Source organism: Vibrio sp. Vb0598 (assembly GCF_033338935.1).
GTDB classification, from domain to species: domain Bacteria; phylum Pseudomonadota; class Gammaproteobacteria; order Enterobacterales; family Vibrionaceae; genus Vibrio; species Vibrio alginolyticus.
In genome coordinates this window covers 83,416-100,034 of sequence record NZ_JAWOTP010000019.1, presented here as the reverse complement: position 1 = coordinate 100,034, position 16,619 = coordinate 83,416, and the positions used below count along the sequence as shown (strand labels likewise).

9 protein-coding genes, 1 tRNA gene and 1 riboswitch are annotated in these 16,619 nt (G+C 44.5%); of the genes, 4 read left to right on the top strand and 6 right to left on the bottom strand.

The window, feature by feature from the left end:
- Window positions 1-150 precede the first annotated feature (150 nt).
- Window positions 151-227: transfer RNA gene (locus R7Q38_RS17925), tRNA-Asp, on the top strand.
- A gap of 749 nt (window positions 228-976) precedes the next feature.
- On the opposite strand, the gene R7Q38_RS17920 is transcribed toward R7Q38_RS17925, so the two are convergent.
- Entirely contained in the window at window positions 977-2,308 is a 1,332-nt protein-coding gene (locus R7Q38_RS17920) for a cation:proton antiporter (RefSeq protein WP_053306797.1), read from the bottom strand.
- A gap of 191 nt (window positions 2,309-2,499) precedes the next feature.
- Between R7Q38_RS17920 and metH the strand changes: the two genes are divergently transcribed.
- Window positions 2,500-6,180: a methionine synthase gene (gene metH / locus R7Q38_RS17915; RefSeq protein WP_318114307.1), complete on the top strand. Its 3,681-nt coding sequence runs from the start codon at window positions 2,500-2,502 to the stop codon at window positions 6,178-6,180.
- 86 nt (window positions 6,181-6,266) lie between these two features.
- Here metH and lysC read toward each other — a convergent pair whose 3' ends face one another.
- Window positions 6,267-7,619, bottom strand: a complete 1,353-nt coding sequence (gene lysC, locus R7Q38_RS17910; protein ID WP_167415483.1) for a lysine-sensitive aspartokinase 3 — start codon at window positions 7,617-7,619, stop codon at window positions 6,267-6,269.
- A 101-nt stretch (window positions 7,620-7,720) separates the two neighbouring features.
- A riboswitch (Lysine riboswitch) is annotated at window positions 7,721-7,899 on the bottom strand.
- 220 nt (window positions 7,900-8,119) lie between these two features.
- On the opposite strand from lysC, the gene R7Q38_RS17905 reads away from it, so the two are divergent.
- The gene (locus tag R7Q38_RS17905; RefSeq protein ID WP_318114306.1) at window positions 8,120-9,241 is read left to right on the top strand and encodes an alanine--glyoxylate aminotransferase family protein; all 1,122 of its coding nucleotides are present in this window, start codon (window positions 8,120-8,122) and stop codon (window positions 9,239-9,241) included.
- A 59-nt stretch (window positions 9,242-9,300) separates the two neighbouring features.
- On the opposite strand, the gene R7Q38_RS17900 is transcribed toward R7Q38_RS17905, so the two are convergent.
- From R7Q38_RS17900 to R7Q38_RS17885, 4 genes are all read right to left on the bottom strand, one after another.
- Window positions 9,301-11,082, bottom strand: coding sequence for a PglL family O-oligosaccharyltransferase (locus R7Q38_RS17900; protein ID WP_047103670.1), 1,782 nt, complete (start codon window positions 11,080-11,082; stop codon window positions 9,301-9,303).
- Window positions 11,083-11,149: 67 nt separating this feature from the next.
- On the bottom strand, window positions 11,150-13,972 hold the full coding sequence (gene uvrA, locus R7Q38_RS17895; RefSeq protein ID WP_005381241.1) for an excinuclease ABC subunit UvrA: 2,823 nt from the start codon (window positions 13,970-13,972) through the stop codon (window positions 11,150-11,152).
- Window positions 13,973-14,121: 149 nt separating this feature from the next.
- On the bottom strand, window positions 14,122-14,994 hold the full coding sequence (gene galU / locus R7Q38_RS17890; RefSeq protein ID WP_005381239.1) for a UTP--glucose-1-phosphate uridylyltransferase GalU: 873 nt from the start codon (window positions 14,992-14,994) through the stop codon (window positions 14,122-14,124).
- Between the two features lie 159 nt (window positions 14,995-15,153).
- The gene (locus tag R7Q38_RS17885) at window positions 15,154-15,798 is read right to left on the bottom strand and encodes a LuxR C-terminal-related transcriptional regulator (protein WP_005381237.1); all 645 of its coding nucleotides are present in this window, start codon (window positions 15,796-15,798) and stop codon (window positions 15,154-15,156) included.
- 277 nt (window positions 15,799-16,075) lie between these two features.
- Here R7Q38_RS17885 and R7Q38_RS17880 point away from each other — a divergent pair, with 277 nt between their 5' ends.
- Window positions 16,076-16,615 (top strand): single-stranded DNA-binding protein, encoded by a 540-nt coding sequence (locus tag R7Q38_RS17880; RefSeq protein ID WP_005387798.1) that lies wholly within the window; start codon window positions 16,076-16,078, stop codon window positions 16,613-16,615.
- Window positions 16,616-16,619 lie beyond the last annotated feature (4 nt).

Below are 16,619 nucleotides of genomic sequence, written 5' to 3'. Positions count from 1 at the left end.
ACTCAGAAGTGAAACGAAATAGCGCCGATGGTAGTGTGGGGCTTCCCCATGTGAGAGTAGGACATCGCCAGGCTTTAGTTTTATTTTCACTTTTTCGAAAAGTGAAGACAAAAGCGGACACTTGCTTATTAAAGCGAGTGATACCACTGCGGAGTGGTAGTTCAGTTGGTTAGAATACCGGCCTGTCACGCCGGGGGTCGCGGGTTCGAGTCCCGTCCACTCCGCCACTTATATTAAGCCTCAGTCAAAAGACTGAGGCTTTTTTCGTTTTGGTTCCCCGACTTACCTTAAATCCACTTTCATATTGAAACCTTGCATCGAGAGGCAGGCTTCCCTCTGGCTATGCTTTCTAAGCCCTGTTATGAGTGAAGTGGAACGCAGTTTTGTGTGGTTTCTGCAGTCTCGAGCGCTAGTTTTGAGCCTCTTCATTCACCAAAGCTCCTTTTATTCGATATTAGAAAATCTAGTTATGTGACAGAGTTTAATTGTTTGAGGTGTCACTTGTTCCAATTTTGAAAACAGGACGACTTTGAATACAAGTTTAGTCTCACTGAGATCAAGAGAGAGGGGGACTAAATTTCTGTTAAGGCTTTGATCTACCTGAATGCTAGCTCAGTTTTATCTTGGTGAGATTGCTAACCTGTTTGGGTTCTGAACGCAATCACCCTAAATGTCTCTTTCTCATAAAAATACAAACTCGCTCATTGCTAAGTATTGTGGAAGTTTAGCTTTGATATTTGCGAGGAGCCTATATTGCCAAGAGAAGAGAAGTGATAAATGGGTAAATTAAAAGGCACGTCTATGAATACTATCTATCGGCAATAGTTAGTATCTATGAAAATGCAGCGTAGCGATTCTTCGTATATTTGAAGGTATATCAAAGAATAAGGAGCATTCGTCCTTGAAGGGGAGTCTGAAAATTAGTTATGAAAAAAGCAGCTAGGTAGCTGCTTTTTATTTATTAAGTTACGTGTCTTTAAGAGTCCACTGGCTCCGTATGTTCCGGAGTGGTTATTGCTTGGTTGTTCTCTTCCATCTTCTTCTCTTCTGCTTTTGCTTTTTCAATCATTGGGGTGATTGTTGAGCCTTGAATGAGGATAGAGAAAACAACGACGGAGTAGGTCATTACAAGAATAATCTCTTTTACATCGATTAACTTATCTTGAATCACCCAAATACCAGATGGAATGGAAAGTGCCATTGCCAATGCAAGGCCCCCGCGTAAGCCGCCCCACGTCAAAATACGTACTGACCACGGGTTATATTTTCTGTAACGCTTAAAGCCAATGTACGAGAGAAATACGCTTAAATAGCGAGCTGCTAGTACAAGAGGGACTGAAATAGCCATCATAATCCAGTCTTCTTTGTGGAATTCAAATAGCAGCATCGACATGCCGATCAGTAGGAATAACACGCCATTCAAGAACTCATCAACAAGCTCCCAAAAATGGTCAAGGTGATCTTCACTCTCTTTTGAAAAGCCAATAAAGCGTGTCCAGTTGCCAATCATAATACCGGATACAACCATCGCGAGTGGGCCTGATACATGGATGTATTCAGCAAATGCGTAACCTGCTGTTGGGACACCAATGGTAAGTAACAATTCCATTGAGTGATCATCGGTGGCACTGATCAAGTAGTGGAATAGCAAACCGAGGACGAAACCATATGTGATACCACCGATAGCTTCTTGGATGAAGAGTAAGGTGACACTACCTACAGTTGGTGCCTCAGTGCCAAATGCAATCGTAAATAGAGTGACGAAGATAACCAAACCGAAGCCATCATTGAAGAGCGATTCTCCTTCAATCTGAGTGGAGATACGTTTGGGAGCATCGAGTTTTTTAACAATAGCCAATACAGCGATTGGGTCAGTTGGCGATATTAGAGCACCAAATAGTAAGCAGTAGACCAAATCAAATTGGATGCCAATTAACTGACAAAACCCATACAGCGCAAATCCAATAAAGAACGTGGAAAACAGTGTGGCTCCAAGGGCTAAAACAGTGATCTCCCACTTTTGATCTTTAAGGTTCGGGAGTTTGATGCCTAGTCCACCAGCAAATAGTAAGAAGCCAAGAATGCCTTTGAGCAAGAAATCTTCGAAGTTAATCCTTGTGACCGTCTCCGTCGCAATTTCGGTGAGATGGAACCAGTTGTTTTGACCCGCAATTAAGATTAGAAGTGAAAGCACCATTGAACCTGCGGTAATCGCAATGGTGGTTTGCATCTTTCCTATCTTGCTGTTTACAAAAGCAATTAGCATCGCAGCTGCGGATAGAAAACATAAAGTATGATAGACCGACATAGAGCTCTCTATTTGTAACATTTTATGAATGGAATTCTCGGCTGATGCTGCTTAAATAGCAAACATTTTTTCGTGATTATTTTGCAAGTTAAAAAGGAGATAAAATAATCATTAATTCTACGTTTAGACGTCTAGACTCCTGAAGTTTGTGTGATAGGATGGAAAGATAACTAAAGGAATGAGGCTGTACTGTGGGAAGTAACGTAAGACAACAGATTGAAGCTCAATTGAAGCAACGTATTCTTTTGATTGATGGTGGTATGGGGACCATGATTCAGGGATACAAACTTGAAGAGCAAGACTATCGAGGAACGCGCTTTGCGGATTGGCATTGTGATCTAAAAGGTAACAACGACCTGTTGGTTCTAAGTCAGCCTCAACTTATCAAGGAAATTCACGCTGCATATTTAGAAGCGGGTGCAGATATTCTCGAAACCAACACGTTTAACGCAACAACCATTGCGATGGCTGACTACGAGATGGAAAGCCTGAGTGAAGAAATTAACTTTGCAGCAGCCAATCTTGCACGTGAAGTTGCAGATGAATGGACCGCAAAAACACCCGATAAGCCGCGTTATGTCGCAGGGGTTTTAGGGCCGACGAACCGAACTTGTTCTATTTCTCCTGATGTAAATGACCCCGGATATCGAAATGTTTCTTTCGACGAGTTAGTTGAGGCTTACTCTGAATCGACTCGTGCTCTAATTAAAGGTGGTTCTGACCTTATTCTTATCGAGACCATCTTCGATACGCTTAACGCTAAGGCTTGTTCATTTGCTGTTGAAAGTGTGTTTGAAGAGATGGGTATTGAGTTACCTGTGATGATCTCGGGGACTATTACTGATGCTTCCGGTCGGACATTATCCGGTCAAACCACAGAAGCGTTTTACAACTCATTACGTCATGTTAAACCGATTTCGTTTGGTTTGAACTGTGCACTTGGTCCAGATGAGCTGCGTCCTTATGTTGAAGAGCTCTCTCGTATATCAGAATCTTTTGTTTCCGCTCACCCAAATGCTGGGCTTCCGAATGCATTCGGCGAATACGATTTGTCGCCAGAAGATATGGCTAAGCATGTTAAAGAGTGGGCTCAAAGTGGCTTTTTAAACTTGATTGGTGGGTGTTGTGGTACAACTCCTGAGCACATTCGCCAAATGGCACTCGCGGTTGAAAATATCGCCCCTCGTCAATTACCTGAACTTCCCGTTGCTTGTCGCTTGTCTGGCCTGGAGCCACTCGCTATTGATAAAGACTCTTTATTTATCAATGTCGGTGAGCGTACGAATGTAACCGGTTCTGCGCGTTTTAAGCGCTTAATTAAAGAAGAGCTGTACGATGAAGCGCTCGATGTGGCTCGTCAACAAGTTGAAAATGGCGCTCAAATTATCGATATCAACATGGATGAAGGCATGTTGGATGCACAAGCTTGTATGGTTCGCTTTTTAAACCTTTGTGCGTCAGAACCTGAAATCTCAAAAGTACCAATCATGGTTGACTCTTCCAAGTGGGAGGTTATTGAAGCCGGTCTTAAGTGCATCCAAGGCAAAGGCATTGTTAATTCGATCTCACTCAAGGAAGGCAAAGAGAAATTTGTTGAACAAGCTAAGTTGATCCGCCGTTACGGTGCGGCTGTGATTGTGATGGCGTTTGATGAGATTGGGCAAGCAGATACACGTGAGCGCAAAGTAGAAATTTGTACCAACGCTTACCGAATTCTTGTTGATGAAGTGGGCTTTCCACCAGAAGACATCATTTTTGACCCAAACATTTTTGCCATTGCTACGGGGATCGAGGAGCATAATAACTACGCGGTGGATTTCATTGAAGCCGTTGGCGATATCAAACGTGATTTACCACATGCGATGATATCGGGTGGTGTTTCTAACGTCTCATTCTCTTTCCGTGGCAATAACTATGTACGTGAAGCGATTCACGCGGTGTTCCTCTATCACTGTTTTAAAAATGGTATGGATATGGGGATTGTGAATGCGGGTCAGTTAGAAATCTACGATAACGTGCCTGAAAAATTGCGTGAGGCTGTGGAAGATGTCGTTCTTAACCGTCGTGATGACGCCACTGAGAGATTGTTAGATATCGCGGCGGAATATGCAGGCAAAGGGGTAGGTAAAGAGGAGGATGCCTCTGCACTTGAGTGGAGAACTTGGCCTGTTGAAAAGCGCTTAGAGCACGCGTTAGTGAAAGGAATAACTGAGTTCATCGTTGATGATACCGAAGAGGCTCGTGTCAAAGCTTCAAAGCCATTAGAGGTGATTGAAGGCCCACTAATGGATGGGATGAACGTCGTCGGAGACTTGTTTGGTGAAGGTAAAATGTTCCTTCCTCAGGTCGTAAAATCTGCCCGAGTGATGAAGCAAGCAGTCGCGCATCTCGAGCCCTACATCAATGCAGAAAAGCAGGTGGGACAAACAAACGGTAAGATTTTGCTAGCGACGGTCAAAGGTGATGTACATGATATCGGGAAAAATATCGTTGGCGTTGTATTGCAGTGCAATAACTACGAAATTATCGATCTTGGTGTCATGGTTCCTTGCGAAAAGATCTTAAAAGTAGCGCAAGAAGAAAACGTCGATATTATTGGTTTATCAGGGTTGATCACGCCTTCATTAGACGAAATGGTGCATGTTGCAAAAGAGATGGAGCGTCTCGACTTTAACTTACCTCTTCTCATCGGTGGCGCAACAACGTCAAAAGCCCATACAGCAGTTAAGATTGAGCAAAATTACAAGCATCCAGTGGTTTACGTGAACAACGCCTCACGTGCAGTGGGCGTATGTACTTCTCTTCTGTCAGATGAACGTCGCCCTGAATTTGTTGAAAAACTTGAAGCTGATTACGAACGAGTACGTGATCAACATAATCGAAAGAAACCGAGAACCAAACCAGTGACATTAGAAGCGGCTCGAGCGAATAAAGTTGCGATCGATTGGGAAGCTTATACTCCTCCAGTGCCTGTTAAGCCTGGCATTCATATCTTCGATGATTTTGATGTGGCTATATTACGTCAATACATCGATTGGACACCATTCTTTATGACTTGGTCACTTGTGGGTAAGTATCCAACAATTTTCCAACATGAAGAAGTTGGTGAAGAAGCAAAACGTTTATTCGAAGATGCCAACGAGATACTTGATCGAGTTGAGCGAGAAGGCCTGTTAAAAGCGCGTGGAATGTGTGGCTTATTCCCTGCTGCGAGCGTGGGGGACGACATTGAAGTTTATGCTGATGAAACTCGTACCGACGTTGTGAAAGTATTACGTAACTTGCGACAACAGACCGAGAAACCAAAAGGATTCAACTATTGTTTATCCGACTACATCGCACCTAAAGAGTCGGGTAAGCATGATTGGATAGGGGCATTTGCTGTCACTGGTGGTATTGGTGAACGAGAGCTTGCTGATGAATACAAAGCACAGGGAGATGATTACAACGCAATTATGATTCAAGCGGTGGCGGATCGCCTAGCCGAAGCGTTTGCTGAGTATTTGCATGAGCGTGTCCGTAAAGAAATTTGGGGTTATGCTGCGGATGAAGATTTATCTAACGATGATCTCATTCGTGAAAAATACCAAGGTATTCGCCCTGCACCAGGTTATCCAGCGTGCCCTGAGCATACTGAAAAAGGACCGCTTTGGGAGCTACTTAATGTGGAAGAGAATATTGGCATGACTCTAACCTCCAGCTATGCAATGTATCCGGGCGCGTCAGTCTCTGGTTGGTATTTCTCTCATCCTGACTCACGTTACTTTGCGATCGCACAGATCCAAGAAGATCAGCTAGAGAGTTACGCCGATCGTAAGGGGTGGGATAGGATCGAGGCTGAAAAATGGTTAGGGCCAAACATTAACGGTTAAATTGATGTTTACCTCGTCCAAATGTAACAACTAATGAAACGACAAAGGGCTGCAGATACGCAGCCCTTTGTTTTATTGAGTTGAACTTACTTCTCAAACAACTCAGTGTGGAGTTTTTGTATGGCTTGCTTCGATACCGATTCATGGAGCAAGAAGCATAAGTTGTGAGGGCTAGCGCCATAACAAATCATGCGTAGGTTAAAATCTTCTAGCGTGCCAAAAACCTGTTTCGCGTAGCCTTTACTCTCACTCATGTTGTTACCAATGAGAGCAACGAGGCATAGGTCATGTTCAACTTCTACCTTACATAACTCTTCTAACTCTTCTCGTGCAGCTTGCGGCAGCTGTGGTGCTCCGCCAGATGTATCAGTTTGATCAAGTGTTAACGATACACTGATTTCAGATGTCGTGATCAAATCGACAGAGATCTTATGCTTTGCAAGGATCTCAAAGACCTTTGCTAAGAAACCGTATGCGTGGAACATATTGGCGCTGCGTAGCGTTACCATGGTTTGGTTACAACGCAAAGCTAGCGCACGGAATAACGGTGAGCTTTCGACTTGGTGGCGAATCCAAGTTCCCCCTTTTTCAGGCTCTTTCGATGACCCCACAAATACCGGAATGTCGTGGCGCAATGCAGGTACTAGCGTAGAAGGGTGAAGGATTTTAGCGCCAAAGTTAGCCATTTCTGAAGCTTCACTAAAGCTGATCTCAGGAATTGGTGAGGCTTTTGGCGCAATTCGCGGGTCTGTTGTGTAGATGCCCGGAACATCAGTCCAGATTTCTAACCCTGCCGCTTTGACGCTCTCAGCAATTAAGGCGGCGCTGTAATCGCTGCCTCCTCGACCTAGTGTTGTTGTATTACCGGCTTCGTCAGATCCTATGAAGCCTTGAGTAACAACAACGGATTGTTGGCAAAGTGGTACGAGTTTATCTTGCGCAAGCGTCGAAATTGCTTCAATGTTTGGCTCCGCGCGACCAAAGTTGTCATCAGTACGCAGCACATCGCGGATATCAAAGCGCACAGCCTGAATGCCTCGCTCACACATTAACTGAGTTAGAATATGCGTCGACATGAGTTCGCCACATGCGACTAAATGATCGGTTAACTTCGCACTAGCTTGGATAGATGCAGCCTCGGCCAGGCTGGTTACGGTATCTAATATGCCATACACCTCGGCAGCAGTTTTCGTGCTGTCTTCGAGATGAGTTAAAATGGCGTCATGAATGTTGGCCAGATTTTGCAGCAGCTCAGTACGGTGCGTTTGATCCTGAACACCGTTGGCGAGTTCTACCAATAGGTTGGTGACGCCAGAGCAAGCGCTGCTCACGACCAGGCGAGTATTTGGATTGTTTTCGATAATGGTGGCGCAACGACTCATTGCCTCAAAGTTGGCAACACTGGTTCCACCGAATTTAGCTACGTTAAATGCGCTCACTGCGTTCTCCCACGACTTCCTAAAAAATTGTACATCCAATGTTTAGTGAGAAAAGGAACAGAGCAAAAAGAGAGGTATTTAGAATGCTATTTGAAAAATTTACCCTCAGAAGCCCTTCATCAGACTGCGCTGATGACAGTTGATGGGATTCAGCCCAATTCAACCGACAAGTCAAATCCTGCAACTTTGACTTACCTCGGCACTACTCCCCCTCAATGATTGGTGTTGGAATTGCGGTTCCACAAATCATCTACCTGGGTAGCGCTCCTCTTCTACATAAAGCTCAAACATTGAACGGTTTTGAGGCCTTAATGTCAATCAATATTTCAACCTTTATGGTGTTTTTTATTAACGATTTTGTGACACTGGTTTGACCTCCATACTTACGGCTAATTGCTGATAGAGGAAAAATCTATTAGGGTGAAGAACCCTGCACCTGAGCCATCTTATTGAATAGAACTTTTAGAATGCTCAGGATAAAAGATAATCAAGGAGCTGACATGTCGATCCAAAGCTTTATTCCACCTCACCGTATTTTAATGGGACCTGGTCCTTCTGATATTTATCCTCAAGTGTTACAAGCACTAAGCCGTCCTACTGTAGGTCACCTTGATCCTCTGTTTATCGGTATGATGGATGAGCTCAAGCAGCTATTGAAGTATGCCTTTCAAACTGACAATGAGTTCACTATTGCGGTTTCAGCGCCTGGTAGTGCAGGGATGGAAACCTGCTTTGTAAACTTGATCGAGAAAGGCGATAAAGTGATCGTCTGCCGTAATGGTGTATTTGGTGAACGCATGCGCGAAAATGTCGTCCGTGCTGGTGGTGAAGTTGTTATCGTCGATGATGAATGGGGGACGCCTGTTTCCATTGATAAAGTCGAGCAAGCATTCGAACAGCACCCAGATACAAAAGTTCTTGCTTTTGTGCATGCGGAAACCTCAACTGGTGCAGTCAGTGATGCTCAAGCATTGGGTAAGCTGGCGAAACAGCATAATGCATTATCTATTGTTGATGCGGTGACATCGCTTGGTGGTGTGCCGTTAAAAGTGGATGAATGGCAACTGGATGCGGTTTACTCTGGTAGTCAAAAATGTTTGTCATGTGTACCTGGGCTCTCACCAGTGACGTTTTCTCCTGCCGCGATTGAAAAGATTCAAGCAAGAACAGCACCAGTACAGAGTTGGTTCCTCGATCAGAGTTTAGTTTTGGGGTATTGGAGTGGAGAAGGTAAGCGTAGTTACCATCATACGGCGCCAGTTAATAGCTTGTATGCGCTTCATGAAGCTTTATTGATACTGAAAAATGAAGGATTAGAAAACGCTTGGGCTCGTCACCAACTGATGCATGAAAAACTCAAAAATGGCTTACAAAAGTTAGGCTTTGAATTTGTTGTGGACGAAGCCCATCGGTTGCCACAATTAAATGCGATTTACGTGCCTGAAGGAATTGATGAAGCAAAAGTTCGTGCTCACTTGCTAGAAACCTATAACCTAGAAATTGGTGCAGGCCTTGGGGCATTAGCTGGTAAAGCGTGGCGTATTGGCTTAATGGGTTACGGCGCTCGATCTGAAAACGTTGCGCTGTGCTTAAAAGCGTTAGAAGAGTCACTCACTGAATAAAATCATACAGCAATGAGATAAAGAAAAGCGAAGGTCATCCCTTCGCTTTTTGGTATTTATTACTCAGCTCCTGAAGTGGGGGCTGGTGAGGCAGAGATTGCTTGAGAAGGTGGTTGGTAATTGACGTCACTGAAATCAATCTTCGGGAACAAAAACTGCGCTTCAGCTCTAATTTGCTCCGCTTTACTTGAGTCATCTAAGCCTTGGTAGGCCAAAATCAAATTATTATAAAATGCAGGGCGAGGCTTATCTTTGATGATTTTTAGCGACCAATCGATATAAGGCTGAATCAAGGTTGCGTCTTGTTGGTACAGCCCAAGGTTTAAAAACGTGCTATAGACATCCCAATCAAACCTGTCTTTCCAAACCACAGGGTTACTGACTTGATTCAGAATATCAGGGTTAGTTGGTCTAGTGGTCTCAAACTTCGTCAATACATAGTTCGTATGTAATGCGCTTACCATGTAAAACGTAAACGCAACGGGAAGTACCAAACTAAAAACACGCAGCAAGCTTTTGGTCACATTACTAAAGCCGACTTGTCGATAACGAGAGACGCGCTGATCGACCCAGTACAGCAGGATAACGAAGATCAACCAATGCACGAGAGAGTGGTAGAAAGGGTATTCCAGTTGTGAGTGCAATACAATAGGTATAAACAAGGCCAGCAACGCAAGACGAGTTCCGCGTTTGGCTTGATAGATTCGATACAGTACCAGTGCCATCGCTAAGAAGATGCCGAGTATTGGCAGTAAGCCACCTTCTACTCCCCAGTAAAGCAGCTCGTTATGCGGATGATCCATGGCAGGCAAACCTGCTGGGTAATTCTCATTAAGGGCATGTTGACGAGCCGTATACAGCATGTACTCAGATTCAAACTTGCCATATCCATAACCAGTAAAAGGCTTTTCAATCACCATGTCTAATGTTTGCGGAAAAGTATACGCTCGAGGAGACTCCATATTTACTTTTTCTGCGGCTAACCCACCTCCATCAGGAAAGGCAAGATGCATGACAACGACTGAGAGTAAGAGCCCACTTACAAGTGACACAACCCAGCGGATAAAGCGCCCTTTGGTTGCAAAGCGGTACATGTATGGAATGACCAACAACACGGCGATGACCGAGGCTAACCAACCAGTGCGTGAAGCCAACGCCACAATTAGTGGTAAAGTTAAAACTGGGACGGCATAGAGAAGGTAAACATCGCTTAACTTACGATCGTATTTGTAGGGCTGACGTGCAAGTAAATAACTTGCAATCACCAACCCTGTCGCAAGAAAGCTGGCCATTACATTGGGCTGTTGGAAAATACCATAAGGACGATTGGCCACCGTGTCGTAACCAAACGGATTGCCTGGTTTGAGATACAGATATTGTGTCAGACCAAAAATGGCTTCGATAACAACCGCAAGGACAATGAACCATAATAGGCGTTGGCGATGTTTATTACTGAAATGAAATTGTTGTAAAACAATAAAGAACAGGACACCACACCACAGGCCTATGAGCTTATTGGCTGCCAAGCTGCTATTCGCATTTGGGTACAGAATGGGCACTGTCATGATAAGAGCACTAATGAACAAGCCGATGGTTAGTTTTGAGTAACGTAGCACTCGATTATTCGCGAGTTGGTAACACCCAATGCCTAATGCAAAGCTAAAAGCAATCCAAGTTGTCGCATTGAACGAAAGCGAAAGCCCCGAACCGCCGGGGTTGGGCATGAAAAAGTGCATTGCCAACACAAATAGTGTTGCCAAGGCAATGAGAAACTTGCGATTGAGGGGAACCTGTACTTTTTCGGGAGAAAGCTTTGTTCCACTTACATGTATAGTAGCCATAGTTATTGCGTTGTTTTGAATGAAAAAAGACCAGCACTTGCTGGTCTCGATACTTTACCTGTTTTTTCTACTTCAACATAGGCTTGAGGAAGTGAGCTGTGTGCGAACCCTCGATTTGCGACACATCTTCCGGAGTGCCTTGAGCAATTATCTCGCCGCCACCCTGACCCCCTTCAGGACCAAGATCGATAATCCAGTCCGCAGTCTTAATGACGTCCAGGTTATGCTCGATCACCACGACAGTATTTCCGTGGTCGCGAAGTCTGTGCAGTACAGTGAGCAACTGCTGGATATCATGGAAGTGCAAGCCGGTTGTTGGTTCATCCAAAATGTACAAGGTTTTTCCTGTATCACGTTTGGATAGCTCTCGCGCCAGTTTCACACGCTGTGCTTCACCACCGGAGAGTGTTGTTGCCGCTTGACCCAATCGTATGTACGACAAACCCACATCCATCAGTGTTTGTAGTTTGCGAGCGATGGCAGGAACTGGATCGAAGAAGGTGCGTGCATCTTCGACCGTCATTTCTAGTACTTCATCAATAGTTTTACCTTTGTAACGTACTTCGAGCGTTTCACGGTTGTAGCGTTTACCTTTACACACATCACATGGCACATAAACATCTGGTAGGAAATGCATTTCTACTTTGATAACACCGTCACCCTGACAGGCCTCACAACGACCACCGCGTACGTTAAAACTAAAACGGCCCGGCTTGTAACCGCGAGAACGCGACTCCTGTGTGCCTGCAAACAGTTCACGGATTGGTGTAAAGATCCCCGTATAGGTTGCAGGGTTAGAGCGAGGTGTACGGCCAATTGGGCTTTGATCGATATCGATGACTTTATCGAAGTGCTCTAGACCTTTAATCGATTTATAAGGTGAAGGCTGAGCCGTTGTCGCTCCGTTAAGTTGGGTATGCGCAATTTTAAAGAAAGTATCATTAATCAGTGTTGATTTACCTGAGCCAGATACCCCTGTAATACAGCTGAATAACCCAACAGGAATTGAAAGGTTAACGTTTTTAAGGTTATTACCTGTAGCGCCTAATAGCTCAACCGTTTTTTTCGGATCTCGCGGCGTGCGATCTTTCGGTACTGCGATTTCTTTAACACCACTTAAGTACTGACCTGTCAGAGAATTCGGATTCGCGACTATCTCTTCCATGGTGCCTTCCGCAACAACATTACCACCATGTACTCCAGCACCAGGACCAATATCTATGACATGATCTGCACAGCGAATCGCATCTTCATCGTGTTCTACCACAAGTACGGTATTACCTAAATCGCGCAAATGGGTGAGCGTTTTTAATAAGCGTTCATTATCACGCTGGTGGAGACCAATCGACGGTTCGTCCAGAACATACATCACACCAACAAGACCCGCCCCAATTTGGCTTGCTAAACGAATACGTTGAGCTTCACCGCCTGATAAGGTTTCTGCACTGCGTGATAAGTTTAGGTAGTTCAAACCGACGTTAACTAAGAATTGCAGGCGGTCGTTGATTTCCTTCATCACTTTTTCAGCGATTTGGGCTCGTTGACCTTCCAGTTTCAAGGAATGGAAGAATTCCAATGCATCAGCAATGCTGAGTTCAACAATCTCAGGTAGTGTCGTATCAGCAATAAACACGTTACGTGCTTCAAGGCGTAGACGAGTACCGCCACAGCTTGAACAAGATTTAGTGGAGATGTATTTTGCAAGCTCTTCACGGACAGAGTTGGATTCTGTATCACGATAGCGACGTTCTAGGGTATTCAGAATACCTTCGAATGGATGGCGTTTAACGCGAATATCGCCACGATCGTTGATGTATTTAAACTCAATCTCAGTACGACCTGAGCCCTTTAGAATGACATCTTGTGTTTTCTTTGGCAGAGAATTAAAAGGGGCATGGAGGTCAAAACCATAATGATCGGCCAATGAGGTGAGCATTTGGAAGTAGTAGTAGTTCTTTTGATCCCAACCGCGAATCGCACCTTGTGCCAAGCTTAATGAATCATCTTGAATGACTCGACTTGGATCGAAGTATTGCTGCACACCCAAACCATCACAAGTGCCACATGCACCAGCAGGGTTGTTGAATGAGAAAAGTCGCGGCTCTAACTCTTGCATGCTGTAACCACATTGTGGACAAGCGAAGTTGGCGGAGAAAATAATCTCTTCACCGTCGCCATCCATTGGCGCGACAACCGCAATTCCGCCTGATAATTCGAGTGTTGTCTCGAAAGATTCGGCCAAGCGCTGTTGTAAGTCTGGACGAACTTTAAAGCGGTCTACCACAACTTCAATGGTGTGCTTTTTATGTAGTTCAAGGGTTGGAGGATCGGAAAGATCGCAAGTTTCTCCATCAATACGCGCACGAATAAAGCCTTGAGCCGCTAAGTTCTCAAGCGTTTTAACATGCTCACCTTTACGTTCTTTGACAATAGGCGCCAATAGCATCATTTTGCTGCCTTCCGGCATCTCTAGGACTTTGTCCACCATTTGGCTGATGGTTTGCGCGGCAAGAGGGGCATGATGCGTTGGACAGCGGGGTTCGCCCACACGAGCATACAATAGACGTAAGTAGTCGTAGACTTCGGTAATTGTACCGACGGTTGAACGCGGGTTATGAGAAGTAGATTTCTGTTCAATAGAAATCGCAGGTGATAACCCTTCAATGTGGTCGACATCGGGTTTTTCCATCAGAGACAAAAACTGACGAGCGTAGGCAGAGAGAGACTCTACGTAGCGTCGTTGGCCTTCTGCATACAATGTATCGAAAGCGAGAGAGGATTTACCGGAGCCACTTAGTCCAGTAATGACAATCAGTTTATCGCGAGGGATTGTAAGATTAATGTCTTTAAGGTTATGGGTTCGGGCACCGCGAACTTCTATTTTATCCATCGTTTTTGCTCTATGTATAACCAAGTGGGGCAAGTATTACATAGTGTGAGAAATGTGCAAAGAAAATTACTGGATAAAAAAACAGTAAAGTAAAAAGCCCAGCGTTGTGCTGGGCTTTCGATACAGTAATTTCGTACTAAGACGATGCTTTATACTGCTTTTTGTGTTGCGTGCTTACCTAGCTCAGAGGTTTTTTCATCTTTTAGATACAGGTTTTCAAAACAATAGTTAGTTGCTTCGATGTAACCTTCAACGCTACCACAGTCAAAGCGTTTGCCCTTGAATTTGTAAGCCAATACACAGCCCGCTTTTGCTTGTTTTAGCAGCGCGTCAGTGATTTGAATTTCACCACCTTTACCTGGTTCAGTGTTTTCGATCAGTTCAAAAATATCGGGAGTCAGGATGTAGCGGCCAATGATAGCAAGGTTGCTAGGCGCCGTGCCTTTCTCTGGTTTTTCTACCATGTCGTCTACGCGGTAGATGTCGTCTTTGATCATTTCACCAGAGATAACGCCGTATTTGTGCGTTTCTTCGGCTGGTACTTCTTGCACTGCAACGATAGAACAGCGGAACTGCTTAAATAGTGCCACCATCTGAGCCAGTACGCCCTCTTGCTCGTTCACACAAAGGTCATCTGCAAGAACAACAGCAAATGGCTCATCGCCTACCAATTCTCGTCCAGTTAGAATCGCGTGGCCCAAGCCTTTCATTTCGCGTTGACGTATATAAGTGAAGTTTGCAGATTCAATGATTTCACGGATATCTACCAACAGCTCTTCTTTGTTGGTACCGCTAATCTGATGTTCCAGTTCGTAGTTCTTATCAAAGTGGTCCATGATCGAGTGCTTGCCACGACCTGTCACAATACACATGCCGTTCATACCAGCTTGGATTGCTTCTTCGACACCGTATTCAATAAGCGGTTTGTTCACGACTGGCATCATCTCTTTTGGCATAGATTTCGTTGCCGGTAGGAAGCGAGTGCCATAGCCTGCAGCAGGGAACAGACATTTTTTTATCATTGGGGGAATATCCTATCTCGTTTTTATCAAGAATCTGCGCATAACTTTAACACGAGAGGTATCAATGAATCATGAATAAAGTAGGAAAAAATGTGAGACTCGGTGCGGAAAAAAGATGAGCGACTCGTCATTTCAGTTATCAGAGCCGCTCACATTGCATCATGACATTAAGTTTTGGTCTGCCCAGGCGATTGCCTGTACTCGGTTCTTTACGGATAGCTTTTTGAATATCTGATACAAGTGCGATTTGATGGTGAATTCACTGACGAATAACTCCTCGGCCATCTGACTGTTCGAGGCGCCAGCTTGTAGGCAACGCAGTACTTGTAGCTCACGAATGGTTAGGTCTACCGTAGCTGGTGCAGTATGAGTATTAATGACATTGCGGTAATAGTGTAAAAGTTGACTGGTTACATTACGCGGCAGCCAGTTTTGACCGTTAACAATGCCTTTTAACCCTTCTCCAATTTGCTCTAGCGTATCTTCAGAATAAAACACACCTTTTAATTGACCAAATGAAAGAAGTTCATCTGTGGTTAGTCTTTTAGGCACGTTGAAGACAACGGTTTCAAAGTTTTTCCATACAAGAGGCAAGTTTTTGATCGATTGAACAAGTGATTTATGTTCACTGAAGTCGATCAGTAGAATTTTATTACGGTGTTGTGGCTTGGCTTCCATGAGTGCTGCGGTTGAAATCACCGGGATGCTCATATCAACGTACTTTTCGAGTGCCGCCACTTTTTTTTGCGCATTATCTTCCATACTGATCAGAAATAGCTTTCTTGCGTAAGCCGACTTTCTCACGTGTTCCAATCTCCCTGGGTTCAATAGAAGCCATAAACTGGCATTAAAGAGAGGCCATAACCATCGCTTTACTGAATAAATGCGTTCGAATTCAAAGCTTCACGAAACGATGTCTGCAATGCGAATCAAAAATGCTACACACGTAAGTTGAAATACGATTTGGGTTCTAGAGGATGACTCAATAGATCACAATGGTATTAGACTTTAATCAAAACATTAAAGCGTGCTATTCTAATGCGCTAAAATTTTATATATCCAGAGTGAAACGGAGCACATCATGGCCAGCCGTGGAATTAACAAAGTTATTTTGGTGGGGAATCTAGGTAACGACCCTGAAATTCGTTACATGCCGAATGGCGGTGCAGTAGCAAACATTACTATTGCGACTTCTGATTCATGGCGTGATAAAGCGACTGGCGAACAGCGCGAAAAAACGGAATGGCACCGTGTTGTGTTGTTCGGCAAACTTGCGGAAGTAGCAGGTGAGTACTTGCGTAAAGGCTCTCAAGTTTACATTGAAGGGCAACTGCAAACTCGCAAATGGCAAGATCAAAGTGGCCAAGATCGCTACTCAACTGAGGTAGTTGTTCAAGGCTTCAATGGTGTTATGCAAATGCTTGGCGGTCGTGCTCAAGGTGGCGGCGCACCAATGGGCGGTCAACAGCAGCAACAAGGTGGATGGGGTCAGCCTCAACAGCCAGCTCAGCAGCAGTACAATGCGCCTCAGCAACAGCAACCACAACAACAGGCTCCGCAGCAACCACAGCAGCAGTACAATGAGCCACCAATGGATTTTGACGACGATATCCCGTTCTAAATTC